The sequence below is a fragment of the Brevundimonas sp. C43 genome, from assembly GCF_030732185.1.
In the GTDB taxonomy this organism is placed as follows: domain Bacteria; phylum Pseudomonadota; class Alphaproteobacteria; order Caulobacterales; family Caulobacteraceae; genus Brevundimonas; species Brevundimonas diminuta_C.
In genome coordinates, this window is record NZ_CP132231.1 from 2,297,978 (window position 1) to 2,311,810 (window position 13,833).

The following is a 13,833-nucleotide window of genomic DNA, read 5'->3' on the forward strand; positions in this document are numbered from 1 at the left end:
TTACCGCGGGTCGTTCTGGGCGGCGCCGGCGCCGATCGGGTTGGACGGGCCGCCGTCGATCGGCACGCTGCTGGACGGACGGTTCATGGTCGCCGGCTCGGGCAAGCCCGGCGCACGGCTGCTGCGCGGCGCACGCTCGGTCTCGCGCACCGGCGATTCCAGATCGGCCATCCGGCCGCAGGCGGAGGTCAGAAGGGCAAGCGCGCCCGCGACGATGAGGGTCTTTTTCACAGGCGGTCTCTCCAGTCGGCGATGCGCGCACGGACCTGTTCCGGCGCGGTTCCCCCATAGCTTTGGCGGCTTTGGCACGAAGCCTCGGCGGTCAGCACCTTGTAAACCGCTTCGGTGATCCCCGGCTCCAGTTTCTGCATTTCTTCCAGCGGCAGTTGCGACAGATCCACGCCCAACCCTTCCGCCCGTTTGACCGCGGCACCCGTCACATGGTGCGCCTTTCGGAACGGCAGGTTCAGTTCACGCACCAGCCAGTCGGCCAGGTCCGTCGCGGTCGAAAAGCCCGCGCCCGCCGCCTGGGCCATCCGTTCGGTATTCGGTTGCAGGGCCGACACCATCGCCGTCATGGCGACAAGGGCCAGATCCAAGGCGTCGAACGCCTCGAAAACCGGCGGCTTGTCCTCCTGCATGTCCTTGGAATAGGCCAGCGGCAGGCCCTTCATCACCGTGGACAGGGCGACCAGCGACCCCATGATCCGGCCCGTCTTGGCCCGCACCAGTTCGGCGGCGTCGGGGTTGCGCTTCTGCGGCATGATCGACGAGCCGGTGGTCAGGTCATCGGGCAAGCTCGCGAAACCGAACATCGGCGTCATCCACACCACGATCTCCTCGGCCAAGCGCGACAGATGCCCGGCCGTGATCGAGGCGGCGGCCAGGCTTTCCAGCGCGAAGTCGCGGTCCGACACGGCGTCCAGGCTGTTGGCCATCGGCCGGTCGAATCCCAGATCCGCCGCCGTCGCCTGACGATCGATGGGGAAGGGCGAACCGGCCAGGGCCGCCGCCCCCAGCGGGCTTTCGTTCATCCGGACGCGGGCGTCGGCGAAACGTCCGGCATCACGGCCGAACATCTCGACATAGGCCATCAGATGGTGACCCAGGGTCACGGGCTGGGCGGTCTGCAAATGGGTGAAGCCGGGCATCAGGTCGCCGGCATGCTGTTCGGCGCGCGTCAGCAGGGCGGCCTGCAGCGCCTTCAACTGCGCCACCGAGCGATCGCAGGCGTCGCGGACCCACAGGCGGAAATCGACCGCGACCTGATCGTTGCGGCTGCGCGCCGTGTGCAGCCGGCCGGACGGCTCGCCGATCAATTCATTGAGGCGCGCCTCCACATTCATGTGGATGTCCTCGAACTGATCGCGGAAGGGGAAGGTCCCGGCCTCGATCTCGGACTGGATGGCGTCCAGCCCGCCCAGGATCGCGTCCGCATCGGCCTGCGCAATGATGCGCTGTTTGGCCAGCATGCGGCAGTGGGCCCGTGACCCGGCCAGATCCTGACGCCACAGGCGCTGGTCCACGCCGATGGAGACGTTGATCGCCTGCATGATCTCGGCGGGGCGCGACGAAAAGCGTCCGCCCCACATGTCTTGACCCGCGGGCTTCACCGGCGCAGTCGAACCGCCGGATGGATTGGCGTCGGAAGAAGGTGTTTCGGTCATGAACGGCTCAAGAAAGGCGATCTGGGCGGTCGTCGGCGCGGTCGTCGTCGTCAGCACCATCGCCGGCGCCGGCGGCATGGCGATGTCGCTATACGCCAATCATCGCCAGAAGGCGCAAGTCGAACAAACCACAACCGCCGCTGCGGCGCCAAAAAGCGACCTGGCGCGCTTCGCGGTCGGCTCCCTGGCCGCGCTGTCGACCCCGGCCGAGGCCAAATCAGCGCCCGAATACGCGTTTCGCGACCGCACCGGGACGGCCGTTCGTTTCTCGGCATTTCAGGGAAAGGTCGTGGTCGTGAATCTTTGGGCGATGTGGTGCGCGCCGTGCAAGGCGGAGATGCCCACGCTTCAGGCGCTGGCGAAGGCCTATGAGACGAACGAGGATCTGGTCGTCCTGCCGATCAACGTCGACGCCACGCCCGAAGCCGCAGCCGAGGCGAAACGCTTCTTGGCCGTCCACACGCCCCTGCCCTTCTACAGTGACGCCAAATTCCAGCTGCCGTTCGAGTTTCCGGGCAAGGGCGCCATGCCGCAGACCATCGTCCTGGACCGTCAGGGCCGCATTCGCGCCGTCATTAAGGGCGAGGCGGACTGGTCCAGCCCGGAAGCCCACGCCCTGATCGATGCGATCCTGGCGGAGGGCGCAGCGCCGCCCCCCGCCTGATCCACCTTAGTTGTTGTTGGCCGGCACGCGCTGGTCGGTCGCGGGATTGATCGCGCCGGGCTTGCCCTCGGCCGCCGCTTCCGCCTGTTCGTTTTCCAGCTTGTCGGCGACCTTGCCGGCGCCGCTCTCGACCGCCTGCGCCGCCTTCATCGCGCCGCCCTCGATCACTTCCCCGGCCTGAGACGCGACATCGGCCGTCTTGTCGGCGGCAGCCTCGGCATGCGCCTCGGTCTTTTCCTGCTCGGCCTGGGTGCAGGCGGCCGCGCCCAGCGTCATTGCGGCGACGGCCGCCATCAGGGCTTTGGTTCGGATCGTCACGACGAAACTCCGGTCAAGGTTGAAAGCTCGACCGGAAAACGCAGCACAACGGCGCAGGTTGCAGGGGGTGTGAGGTGGTGACTGGAGGCGGGATCGAACCGCCGACCTGTGGGTTATGAATCCACCGCTCTAACCATCTGAGCTACCCAGTCCCGGGCCCTGCGCGCGGCCGGGGCCAGCGCGAAAGAGGCGTGCCTATATCGCCGTCGGGCGCGCGGTTCAAGTCGTCTCGGACCAGAACCTGCGGCGATAGAGCGCAAGACGCCTTGCGGCAGGAACGGTAACGCTGGCCTCGCCGTTTCGTAACGACTGCCCAAAGCCCAGCCGGAGTTCGCCCTTCATGCGCCTGATCGTCGCCGCCGCCTCGACATCCCTGCTCGTTCTCGCCGCCGCCTGTGGCGCAAATAGCGAGAGCGCCGGCGCCACGCCTCAGGCCGGGGCCCCGCTGGAAACCCGTCCGGCGAACAATCCCGATCAACAACCAGCCTTCGCCGGCCAGACCCGCGCGCCGGGCGTCAAGACCGAACAGGCCATGACCCACACGGTGGTGGCCTCGGGCCTTGTCCACCCCTGGGGTCTGGCGGCCCTGCCCGATGGTCGCTGGCTGGTGACTGAAAAGCCGGGCCGTCTGCGCATCATCACCGCCCAGGGCCAGGTCGGCGAACCCGTCACGGGCCTGCTCGCCGTCGATGCGCGCGGTCAGGGCGGCCTGCTGGACGTCGTCGTCGGACCGAGGTTTGCGCAGGATCGCATGATCTATTGGAGCTATGCCGAACCCCGCGAGGGCGGCAACGCCACCTCAGTCGCGCGCGGGCGTCTGTCGGACGACGGCTCGCGTGTCGAGAACGTCCAGGTCATCTTCCGCGCCCTGCCCGTCTATGACGGCGACAAGCATTTCGGGTCGTCCCTGGCCTTCGCGCCGGACGGCAAGCTGTTCATCACCCTGGGCGAACGCTCGGACAAGCCGATGCTGCCCCAGGCGCAGGATCTGGGCTCGCACATGGGCAAGACCATCCGCATCAACGCCGACGGCACGGTCCCGCAGGACAACCCCTTCGTCGGCCGCGCCGGCGCCCGACCGGAAATCTGGAGCCTGGGGCACCGCAATGTTCAGGGCGTCGCCGTCCAACCGGGAACGGGCGCCATCTGGACCATCGAACACGGCACCCGCGGGGGCGACGAGGTCAATCTGGACAAGGCCGGCGCCAACTACGGCTGGCCGGATGCGGCCTACGGAGTCGAATATGCGGGCGGCGCGATCAACAGCGGCGCGACGAAAAAGGACGGCACCGAACAGCCCGTCTATTACTGGGATCCGGTGATCGCGCCCGGCGGCGCCACCTTCTATCAGGGCGCTATGTTCCCCGGCTGGGACGGCAATCTGCTGGTCGCGGGCCTGAAGGAAAAACATATCGCGCGTCTGGTCATCCAGAACGACCGGGTGGTGGGTGAAGAGCGCCTGCTGACGGACCTGGGCGAACGCATTCGCGACGTGGCGGTCGGCGCCGACGGATCGGTCTGGGCCATCACCGACGAGCAGAACGGCAAGCTGGTCAGGCTGTCGGCGACGCAGTAGTCTTCGAGGGCCGGGGGACTATGCGGAGCGGTTGACGCTCCAAAGGGAGCAGCGAACCATGCGTATCCTCATCCTTTCCGCCGCCGTCGTCCTGCCGCTGCTTTCGGGCTGCGGCACGATGGGGACGACCAATAGCTATCAGCAGGAGCTGGGCTCTGGAAGCCGCGTGCACGCGCGACCAAGGCATTCTGACACCGACCGGCGTTCAGACAGGCCGTCCGCAGACCGAATACGCCTGCAAGATCACTGGCGCCGCGACCCGTATTCCACCCCGCTGACAGCGAGCACTCGGCCGGCGTTCCCACGCTCTCATACCGCCAGTCCGTCGAAGCATCCGCCTCAAGCGGCCGCGATCACGCGGCTTATTACTTGACGTTGACGTAAACGTAGGGTTCTTGGCGTCCACGCTTGGAACCGCCCTGCCCGTCGTGCCGCGACCTGCCGCACGTTGAGGATGGGCCCAAAGATGGAGACGCACTTCCATGGCTGACGCCTATATCTACGACGCCGTCCGCACGCCGCGCGGCAAGGGCAAGAAGGACGGCTCGCTGCACGAGATCACCGGCCTCAGCCTGGCGACCCAGGTGCTGGAAGCCCTGCGCGACCGCAACGACCTGGACACCTCCAAGGTCGATGACGTCATCCTGGGCTGCGTCACGCCCGTGGGCGAACTCGGCGCCGACATCGCGCGCACCGCCGTGCTCTCGGCCGGCTGGTCGCAATATACGGCCGGCGTCCAGATCAACCGCTTCTGCGCCTCGGGCCTGGAAGCCGTGAACATGGCGACGGCCAAGGTGAAGTCCGGCGAGGCCGACTTCGCCGTCGGCGGCGGCGTCGAGGTCATGAGCCGCGTGCCGATGGGTTCGGACATGGGCGCCTGGCCGACCGACCCCTCCTCGGCCTTCCCGACCTACTTTGTGCCGCAAGGCGTCTCGGCGGACATGATCGCCACCAAATACGGCTTCAGCCGCGACGACGTGGACGCCTATTCGGTCGAGAGCCACAAGCGCGCCGCCAAGGCCTGGGCCGAGGGCCGGTTCAAGAACTCGGTGATCGGCGTCAAGGACCAGCTGGGCCTGACCATTCTGGATCATGACGAGACGATCCGTCCGAACACGGACATGCAGGCGCTCGGGGGTCTGAACCCCTCCTTCGCCATGATGGGCGAAATGGCCTTCGACGGCGTGATCAACCAGCGCTACCCCGAGGTAGAGCGCGTCAATCACGTCCACACGCCCGGCAACTCTTCCGGCATCGTCGATGGTTCGGCCGGCGTGCTGATCGGTTCGCTTGAAGCCGGCCAGGCCCTGGGCCTTAAGCCGCGCGCCAAGATCCTGGGCGGCGCCTCGATCGGCTCCGAGCCGTCGATCATGCTGACCGGCCCTGAGTATGTGACCCGCAAACTGCTGACCAAGCTGGGCATGACGCCCGACGACATCGACCTGTGGGAGCTGAACGAGGCCTTCGCCGCCGTCGTCCTGCGCTACATGCAGGCGCTCGACATCGACCACGCCAAGATGAATGTGAACGGCGGCGGAATCTCGATGGGCCACCCGCTCGGCGCCACCGGCGCCATGATCACCGGCATCGCGCTGGACGAGCTGGAGCGCTCGAACAAGTCGACCGCCCTGGTCACCCTGTGCATCGGCGGCGGCATGGGCACCGCCACCGTCATCGAACGCGTCTGATCCGGGAGCAAATGGATATGGAAAACTTCAAGATCGACGTCGACGCCGACGGCATCGCCCTGATCACCTTCGACGTTCCGGGCCGTTCGATGAATACCCTGACGTCCTCGGTGATGAAGGAAATCCCCGAGCTGGTCGAACGCATCAAGACCGACGACGCCATCAAGGGCGCCGTCATCACCTCGGGCAAGGCCTCGGGCTTCTGCGCCGGCGCGGACCTGGGCGACATGGCCGGCGGCGTGCTGTCGGGCGGCGGCGACCTGCAAAAGGCGTTCGACGCCGGCTGGAAGCTGAACGGCGCCTTCCGTGCGCTGGAAACCTCGGGCAAGCCGATCGCGGCCGCGATCAACGGCCTGGCTTTGGGCGGCGGGCTGGAGTTCACCCTGGCGGCCCACTACCGCGTGGTCGAGAATGACAACAAAATCCAGCTGGGCCTGCCCGAGATCAAGGTCGGCCTGTTCCCCGGCGGCGGCGGCACCCAGCGCCTGACCCGCCTGGTCGGCGTCCAGAACGCCATGATGGCGATGAGCGAGGGCAAGTCCTTCCGCCCGAACGACGCCAAGGGCGCCGGCATCGTCCATGAAGTCGTCGAAAAGGGCCAGTCGGTCGAGGCCGCCAAGGCCTGGATCAAGAACGGCGGCAAGGCCGTGCAGCCCTGGGACGAGAAGTCGTTCAAACTGCCCGGCGGCGGCCCCTATCACCCGGCCGGCATTCAGAACTTCATGGTCGGCAACGCCATGCTGCGCAAGCAGTCCTATGGCAACTATCCGGCCGTGGTGAACCTGATGAAGGCCGTTTACGAAGGCGCCCAGGTGCCGATGGACGCGGCCCTGCGCATCGAGACCCGCTACTTCATCAAGACCCTGATGACGCCGCAGGCCCAGGCCATGATTCGTTCGCTGTTCCTGTCCAAACAGGAACTGGACAAGGGCGCCGTTCGCCCGGCCGGCGTGCCGAAGTCCGATCCGAAGAAGGTCACGGTCATCGGCGCCGGCATGATGGGCGCAGGCATCGCCTATGTGCAGGCGCTGGCCGGCATCGAAACCATCCTGATCGACCAGACCCAGGAAGCCGCCGACAAGGGCAAGGCCCACGTCGAGGAACTGCTGAAGAAGCGCCTGTCGCGTGGTCAGCTGACGCAGGAGAAGTACGACGCCCTGCTGGGTTCGGTCACGGCGACGACCGACTATGACCTGATCAAGGGTTCCGATCTGGTCGTCGAGGCCGTGTTCGAAAACCGCGAGATCAAGGCCGACGTGACCAAGCGCGCCGAGGCGCAACTGGCCGAGGGCGCCGTCTTCGGCTCCAACACCTCGACCCTGCCGATCACCGGCCTGGCCGAGGCCTCGGTGCGGCCCGAGGACTTCATCGGCATCCACTTCTTCTCGCCCGTCGACAAGATGATGCTGGTCGAGATCATCCTGGGCGAAAAGACGGGTCAGGCCGCCATCGCCAAGGCGCTGGACTATGTGCTGAAGATCAAGAAGACGCCGATCGTCGTCAACGACAGCCGCGGCTTCTACACCTCGCGCTGCTTCTCCACCTTCCTGATGGAGGGTATGGCGATGCTGGAAGAGGGCTACGGCCCCGCCCTGATCGACAATGTCGGTCGCATGACCGGCATGCCGCGCGGCCCTCTGGAGATGCACGACGACGTCGCCCTGGACCTGTCCTACAAGATCGCCAAACAGACGGCGTTGGACTTGGGCGACAAATATGTCCCGTCGGAAGGCGCCGACATCGTCGCCAAGATGGTCGAGGGCGGACGCTTCGGCCGCAAGAACGGCAAAGGCTTCTACGACTACGATCAGAAGCCCAAGACGATCTGGAAGGGTCTGGGCGAACTAGCCCCCACCACCAAGGGCATCGATCAGCCGGAAGAGCCGACCGCCTTCGCCCAGATCGACGAACTGAAGACGCGCCTGCTGTATCGCCAGGCCGTCGAAGTGGCCCGTTGCTGGGAAGAAGGCGTCATAGACGATCCGCGCGAAGCCGATCTGGGCGCCATCCTGGGCTGGGGCTTCGCGCCCTGGACCGGCGGTCCGATCAGCATGATCGACGGCATCGGCCTGGCCAAGTTCGTCGAAACCGCAGATCGTCTGGCCGCGACCTACGGCGACCGCTTCAAGGTCCCGCAGTTGCTGCGCGACATGGCCGCGAAGGACGAGACCTTCTACGGCAAGTTCGCCCCGGAGAAGGCCGCCGCCTGATCGGTTGCGGACATGGATGGACTACGGAACGGGCGGCCTCCGGGTCGCCCGTTCTCGTTTAAAAGGCGTTGCTAACCGCTGTACGCCACGATCACGCGTTGCTCAGCCGGAGCCACGATGACGACGCTCCCACCTCGCCCATGGGCGTAAAACGCGTGGTCAGAGCTTATGATCGCATTGACCTTCGACACGGTTTTCGGATCGAGTTTGCAGCGGAAATCATTGCGATCCAGAAAGGCCCCGATGCCGGGCTCTCGGCCGCAGTTATGCTCCCCATGTCCAGACCACAATGGAACGATCGGAGTGCGCTTCCAGTCCCAGTAGGTTCGACGCTCATTCGCCTTTCGCTGAGATGCATTCACCAGCACCGGGCTTTCAGAAGCGTCAGACAGATAAGCCAATCCTCCTTCTTCGACCTTTGAAAGCGAAGCCTTCTCCAGCCGATATATGATGAGTCCGACCTCGTCGGCGCCAGGTCCGAAGCCCCAAGCCGCTTGCTTACGATATTCGATCCATTTTGCCTCGACGCCATGAGGCAAGAGGCTTTGACACCAGACGTATTGGTAGGTCTGCCAACCCGCGAGAGGCGCGCAGACCAAGAGGGCGAGCAAAGCCAGACACCCAAAGCGGTTTCGCATGGCCATCGTTATTGCGCGGCCCTGGGCCAATCGCAATCGCGACCCCGGACAAGAAAAAGACCCGCCCGACACGAGGTCGAGCGGGTCGCTCCGCCGCCCTTCGCGGGGTCGGTGGCGGGTCGCTAGGGGCGACGGAGTAGCGGTGAAAAGACCGGACCGAGGCCGGGACAAACTTTGACAGTCCGCCCAGCCTCGGAGGCTGGCGTCAGCCTTCCAGGTCCTGGCCTTCGTCCGGCTCGGGCGTGCCCAGCAGTTCGTCGGCGATCTTGTTGGTCGAGGCGCGCACGGCCTTTTCGATCGAGGCGGCGATGTCCGGGTTCTGTTTCAGGAACTCGCGCACATTCTCGCGGCCCTGACCGATCCGGGTGGAGTCATAGCTGAACCAGCTGCCCGACTTCTCAATGATGCCGGCCTTGACGCCCAGGTCGATGATCTCGCCCAGCTTGGAGATGCCCTCGCCGTACATGATGTCGAAGATCACCTCGCGGAACGGCGGGGCGACCTTGTTCTTGACCACCTTGACCCGGGTGGTGTTGCCGACCACCTCGTCGCGGTTTTTGATCGCGCCGGTGCGGCGGATGTCCAGACGCACGGAGGCGTAGAACTTCAGCGCATTCCCGCCCGTCGTTGTCTCGGGCGAGCCGTACATCACCCCGATCTTGTGACGGATCTGGTTGATGAACAGGACGATGCATTTCGACTTGGAGATCGAGGCCGTCAGCTTGCGCAGCGCCTGGCTCATCAGGCGCGCCTGAAGGCCCGGCAGGCTGTCGCCCATCTCGCCCTCGATCTCGGCGCGCGGCGTCAGGGCTGCGACGGAGTCGACGACCACGATGTCCACGGCGCCCGACCGGACCAGCGTATCCACGATTTCCAGCGCCTGCTCGCCGGTGTCGGGCTGCGACACCAGCAGGTCGTCCAGATTGACGCCCAGCTTCTGGGCGTAGACCGGGTCCAGCGCGTGTTCGGCGTCGACGAAGGCGGCGACCCCGCCCTTCTTCTGCACTTCGGCGACGGTGTGCAGGGCCAGGGTCGTCTTGCCCGAGGATTCCGGGCCGAAGACCTCGATCACCCGGCCGACCGGCAGGCCGCCGATGCCCAAGGCCATGTCCAGGCCCAGCGAACCGGTCGAGACGCTCTCGATCTCATTCACCTGCCCGGCCTTGCCGAGCTTCATCACCGAGCCCTTGCCGAAGGCGCGATCGATCTGCGCGATCGCCGCCTCCAGGGCGCGTTGCTTGTCGCCGTCGTCCTTGCCCACCAATTTGAGTGCCGCCTGTGAAGCCATTGCCTTCGTCTCCCTTGCCATGATTCCTGTCATTAAGCTTGGGAGAGACCCGCCTGGACCCGCCCCCGTTTCGTGAGGCCGACTATGTGCATGGTTTGTTCCGGTTCACAAGATGTTCTCATTGATCAAAACGAGAACAAATAAATCCTACGACCGTTTTTGACGCAGACTAGAGCGGAAGACGCAGGCTGAAACTGGCGCCCTCGGGGTCGTACGTCATGACCGCCGAGCCGTGCAGCGAACGGTTGATGGTCGAGTCGATCAGGACCGAGCCAAAGCCCTTTCGCCGAGGCGGCGACACCGCCGGCCCGCCGCTTTCGACCCAATCCAGCAGCAGATGGCCTTCCGCCACGGACCAGTCGACCCGCACGCAGCCCGAGGCGTTCGACAGGGCGCCGTATTTGGCGGCGTTCACCGCCAGTTCGTGAAAGACCATCCCCATCCCCAACGTCTGTTGCGCGTTCAGATCGACGGCCGGACCGGTCAGGCGAACCTGTTCCTCGGCATAGGGGGCCAGTTCCTGAGCCAGCATGGCGCGCAGATCGACACGCTCCCAGTTCGCGGCCGTCAGCAGGTTCTGCGTGTTGGACAGGGCCACCAGCCGCGCCTCGAACAGGGCGGTGAAGGTGGCGACATCCGGCGTGCGCCGCGCCGTCTGATGGGCGATGGACTGCACCGTGGCCAGGGTGTTCTTCACCCGGTGATTCAGTTCGTTGATCAGCAGTCGCTGCAAGCGTTCGCTGTCGGCCAGGGCGGCGAAGGCCTCACGGCGATCGGTGATGTCGGTGATGACGCCCGACATCTTGATCGGCCGGCCCGAACGACTGCGGATCAGGCGCCCCCTCAGATGGATCCAGCGGCCCGAGGCCGGCAGACGCCATTCCTGATCATATTCGCCCTCGCCCGCCAGGGCGCGCTCCAGCGCCTGACGATGCAGCGGCAGATCCTCGGGCGACAGACGGTCGCCGATCTCGGTGGCTCCCAGACGGCTGTCCGCGTCGATGGACAGGATTTCGCGCGCGCGGCCTGACATCATCGTCGTCTTCATCGGCAGGGTCGCTTCCCAGAAGCCGACGCCGCCCGCGTCCACGGCCGCCAGGACATTGGCGCGCTGATCCACGATCGAGGCGCCTAGCGCGAGAAACAGCAACGTCACCGCCCCGGTTGTCACCGCGACCGCCAGTACGACCGGCGACGCCCCGCCCTCCACCGGCCCTGCATCGGCGATCGGGGTCAGGATCAGGGCCGCCATGCCGACATGGTGCATGGAGACAATGGCCAGACCCAGGATCACGGCGGCGACCGCGCGCCAGGCCAGGCTCCGCTCCTGGCGAGCCGCAATCAGGGCGGCATAGGCGGCGGCGACCGCAACCAGCACCGACAGGGCGACCAGCACGGGCTGGTAACTCAGGACGGCGTTCATCCGCATCGCCGCCATCCCGACGTAGTGCATGGCGACGATGGATCCGCCCATCAGCAGGGCCGCCGGCGCCAGTCGCAAGGGGCTGGCCTGCGCCGTCCCCGCCGTCAGGAAGGCCGCGGACGTGCCGGCCGTCGCCAGCAGGAAGGAGATCAGCGTCAGGCCGGGATCATAGAAGACGGGTCCTTCGACTTCGAACCCCAGCATGGCGATGAAATGCATCGACCAGATGCTGACGCCCAACGCCAGGGCGGCGACGCCTAACCATCGCAACCGCGTGGCGCCGATCTGGTCGCGGGTTCGATTGAACAGATCCAGAGCCGTCCACGCGCCCAGGATCGCTATGGCCAGCGACAGGACGGTGAACGGATTGACGTGAAGATGGTGCAAACGCGCCGAGGCCCCGAGAAACAGCAGCGGTATGCTTAGCCCGGTTTCATCGCTCGGACGACTGCGAAACGCATCCGGATCAAGCGACCAACCTGGCCCCAACGGCGGTCGCAACAGCCAGCGCCAGGCTCGCCGCGGCGAAGATCGGCAAGGCCCGCCCCGATCGAGGCGCCAGCGGGCGGACCAGCATCGCGATCATCAGGGCGATTGGCCCCACCGCGCCAGGCATATCCATGCCGACCCCCAGGAAGACGCCGTGCCCCTGAACCAGCAACCACCCGCCGACCAGGGCTGTGGCGACGACGGCGGGCGCGAAGGACGCCCACGACCCGAAGCGCGCGCCGATCACCGCCGTCGACGCGGCCGCCAGGGCGGCGATCAGACCGGGCCAAAGCAGCAGGAAGGCGGCTTCCGGCGCCGCCGCCTGCACCCCGCCGCCCAGGATCAGGACCAGGACGATCAGCCCCAGCCAGCCGCCCCAGACGGCGTCTGCGTCCTGCGGTTTCGGCCTCGTCAGGCTGAGCGCCAGAGCGATCACCGTCGCCCCCAGGACCGGCAGGCTGAAACCGCCCAGCGCCGCTGCAATCGCGAAGGCCGCCAGGACAACCCCGGCCGCGCCCCATCGACCCAGCAACCGTCGCCCTGCGGTCAGCATCAGAACCAGGCCGAGCATGGCCAGGACCACGGCGATTTCGAGAACCGGCAGGCGACGCAGCAAGGTGTAATAGAGGTCGGACGAATCCACACGACGGCCGATCGGCCCGGCCAGGACGCGCACCGCCTGTCCCACCACCACCGCACTGGCCAACAGCCACAGGCCATCCGCCGCGCCGCGTAGGACCGGCAGGGCTCTCAAACCCGTCGCATGGCGCGCGCCCCAGGCGGCGAAGGCCGTCGCCAGAACCGCCACGGCCAGCAGCAGCCAGCCGATCTCCGGCGAATGCTGCATGACGAACAGGCCAAAGACGTCGGCATAGACGGCGTTCTGCGTCGCCTGCGGCAGGGCTGGCGCCCGCAGAAGGTCATCGGCCATTTCCAGCGCCTGGGAGCCGATATGCTGCACGCTGCCCTGATCCAGCGCCTGTGGCGTCGAGGACGGCGAATGGTACTGAGCCGGGCGGCCGATGAAGGCCAGGTTGATCCCCGCCAGCTTGCGATCCGCCGCCACGGTGAAGTCCGTGCCGTTAGGCATCAGCCGATAGACGAAGATGGCCAGGGCGTTGCTGGACGGCCCGCCCGTTGCCCTTTGGGTCGCCTCAGCATAGCGGGCGATGGTCTGGGCGTTGCCGGGTCCGGTCTCGAACATCATCGCGCGCCCGCCGCCGCCCCGCGCCTCCAGATTGATCACCGCGCCGATGTCGTCGCGCAGCGGATGTTCGCTGAAGAAGGCCCGCGCCCCGTCCAGATTCAGCTCCTCGGCGTCGGTGAACAGGACCACCAGCGTCCGTTCGGCCCCGCCCCGCGCCCTGATCGCGCGCACGGCCTCCAGAATGGCGGCCACCCCGGAGGTGTCGTCGGCGGCGCCGGGCGAGGTCGGCGAGGTGTCGTAATGCGCCATAATGGCCACGGCAGGCAGGGCCGGATTCCGTCCCGGCAGGACGCCGATGACATTGACGGCCTGGACGCCGCCCGCATTTCCACCCTCCCGCTCGAGCCGCGCGACGGCGGCGGGCGACAGGGCGCCGGTCTGCAGGCTGGGCTGAAGCCCCAGCGCCGTCAGCCTTTGGACAAGATAGGTCTGAACCTGCCGATGCTCGGCCGAGCCGACCGGATGCGGCGCTCTTGCGATCCGGTTCACGTCCATCATGGCGCGCGCGGCCGAGAACTGAACCGCAGGCGCCGAGGCGGGCAGGGGTTTGGGCGTCTGCGCGGTCAGCACCGCCAAGCCCAGGGCCGCCGCAAGGGAGGCCAGAAACAACACCCAACGCATATCCAATCCCCCGATCGCTCTGTTCCGCAATCAGCCCCGAACCG

At 66.5% G+C, this 13,833-nt stretch carries 11 protein-coding genes and 1 tRNA gene; 4 read left to right on the forward strand and 8 right to left on the reverse strand.

From position 1 onward, the window contains the following. Both Q9R14_RS11665 and argH read right to left on the reverse strand, forming a co-directional pair. Complete coding sequence (locus Q9R14_RS11665; protein WP_066628127.1) at window positions 1-231, reverse strand: hypothetical protein; 231 nt, start codon at window positions 229-231, stop codon at window positions 1-3. Continuing rightward, window positions 228-1,667, reverse strand: coding sequence for an argininosuccinate lyase (gene argH / locus Q9R14_RS11670; RefSeq protein ID WP_371929722.1), 1,440 nt, complete (start codon window positions 1,665-1,667; stop codon window positions 228-230). Before argH ends, Q9R14_RS11665 begins: the two co-directional genes overlap by 4 nt. On the opposite strand from argH, the gene Q9R14_RS11675 reads away from it, so the two are divergent. Next, window positions 1,666-2,331 carry a TlpA disulfide reductase family protein gene (locus Q9R14_RS11675; protein ID WP_306002509.1) on the forward strand — a complete coding sequence of 222 codons (666 nt, stop codon included), beginning with the start codon at window positions 1,666-1,668 and terminating at the stop codon, window positions 2,329-2,331. The genes argH and Q9R14_RS11675 overlap by 2 nt on opposite strands. Before the next feature lie 6 nt (window positions 2,332-2,337). Here the strand turns inward: Q9R14_RS11675 and Q9R14_RS11680 are convergent, their stop codons facing one another. Together Q9R14_RS11680 and Q9R14_RS11685 are read right to left on the reverse strand one after the other, a co-directional pair. Beyond that, window positions 2,338-2,649, reverse strand: coding sequence for a hypothetical protein (locus tag Q9R14_RS11680; RefSeq protein ID WP_091750925.1), 312 nt, complete (start codon window positions 2,647-2,649; stop codon window positions 2,338-2,340). 75 nt (window positions 2,650-2,724) lie between these two features. Then, window positions 2,725-2,801 (reverse strand) — tRNA-Met (locus tag Q9R14_RS11685). A gap of 188 nt (window positions 2,802-2,989) precedes the next feature. On the opposite strand from Q9R14_RS11685, the gene Q9R14_RS11690 reads away from it, so the two are divergent. From Q9R14_RS11690 to Q9R14_RS11700, 3 genes are all read left to right on the forward strand, one after another. Next, a complete protein-coding gene (locus Q9R14_RS11690) occupies window positions 2,990-4,225 on the forward strand; it encodes a PQQ-dependent sugar dehydrogenase (protein WP_306002510.1) in 1,236 nt (411 codons plus the stop codon). A 482-nt stretch (window positions 4,226-4,707) separates the two neighbouring features. Continuing rightward, entirely contained in the window at window positions 4,708-5,913 is a 1,206-nt protein-coding gene (locus tag Q9R14_RS11695) for an acetyl-CoA C-acetyltransferase (RefSeq protein WP_306002511.1), read from the forward strand. Between the two features lie 17 nt (window positions 5,914-5,930). Continuing rightward, a complete protein-coding gene (locus Q9R14_RS11700) occupies window positions 5,931-8,123 on the forward strand; it encodes a 3-hydroxyacyl-CoA dehydrogenase NAD-binding domain-containing protein (protein WP_306002512.1) in 2,193 nt (730 codons plus the stop codon). Between the two features lie 71 nt (window positions 8,124-8,194). Here Q9R14_RS11700 and Q9R14_RS11705 read toward each other — a convergent pair whose 3' ends face one another. The 4 genes from Q9R14_RS11705 to Q9R14_RS11720 form a co-directional block, all read right to left on the reverse strand. Next, window positions 8,195-8,791, reverse strand: coding sequence for a hypothetical protein (locus Q9R14_RS11705; protein ID WP_306002513.1), 597 nt, complete (start codon window positions 8,789-8,791; stop codon window positions 8,195-8,197). A 175-nt stretch (window positions 8,792-8,966) separates the two neighbouring features. After that, on the reverse strand, window positions 8,967-10,049 hold the full coding sequence (gene recA, locus Q9R14_RS11710; RefSeq protein WP_306002514.1) for a recombinase RecA: 1,083 nt from the start codon (window positions 10,047-10,049) through the stop codon (window positions 8,967-8,969). A 169-nt stretch (window positions 10,050-10,218) separates the two neighbouring features. Next, window positions 10,219-11,859, reverse strand: coding sequence for an MHYT domain-containing protein (locus tag Q9R14_RS11715; protein WP_306002515.1), 1,641 nt, complete (start codon window positions 11,857-11,859; stop codon window positions 10,219-10,221). Between the two features lie 79 nt (window positions 11,860-11,938). Beyond that, window positions 11,939-13,789 carry a M20/M25/M40 family metallo-hydrolase gene (locus Q9R14_RS11720; protein WP_306002516.1) on the reverse strand — a complete coding sequence of 617 codons (1,851 nt, stop codon included), beginning with the start codon at window positions 13,787-13,789 and terminating at the stop codon, window positions 11,939-11,941. Window positions 13,790-13,833: the final 44 nt, after the last annotated feature.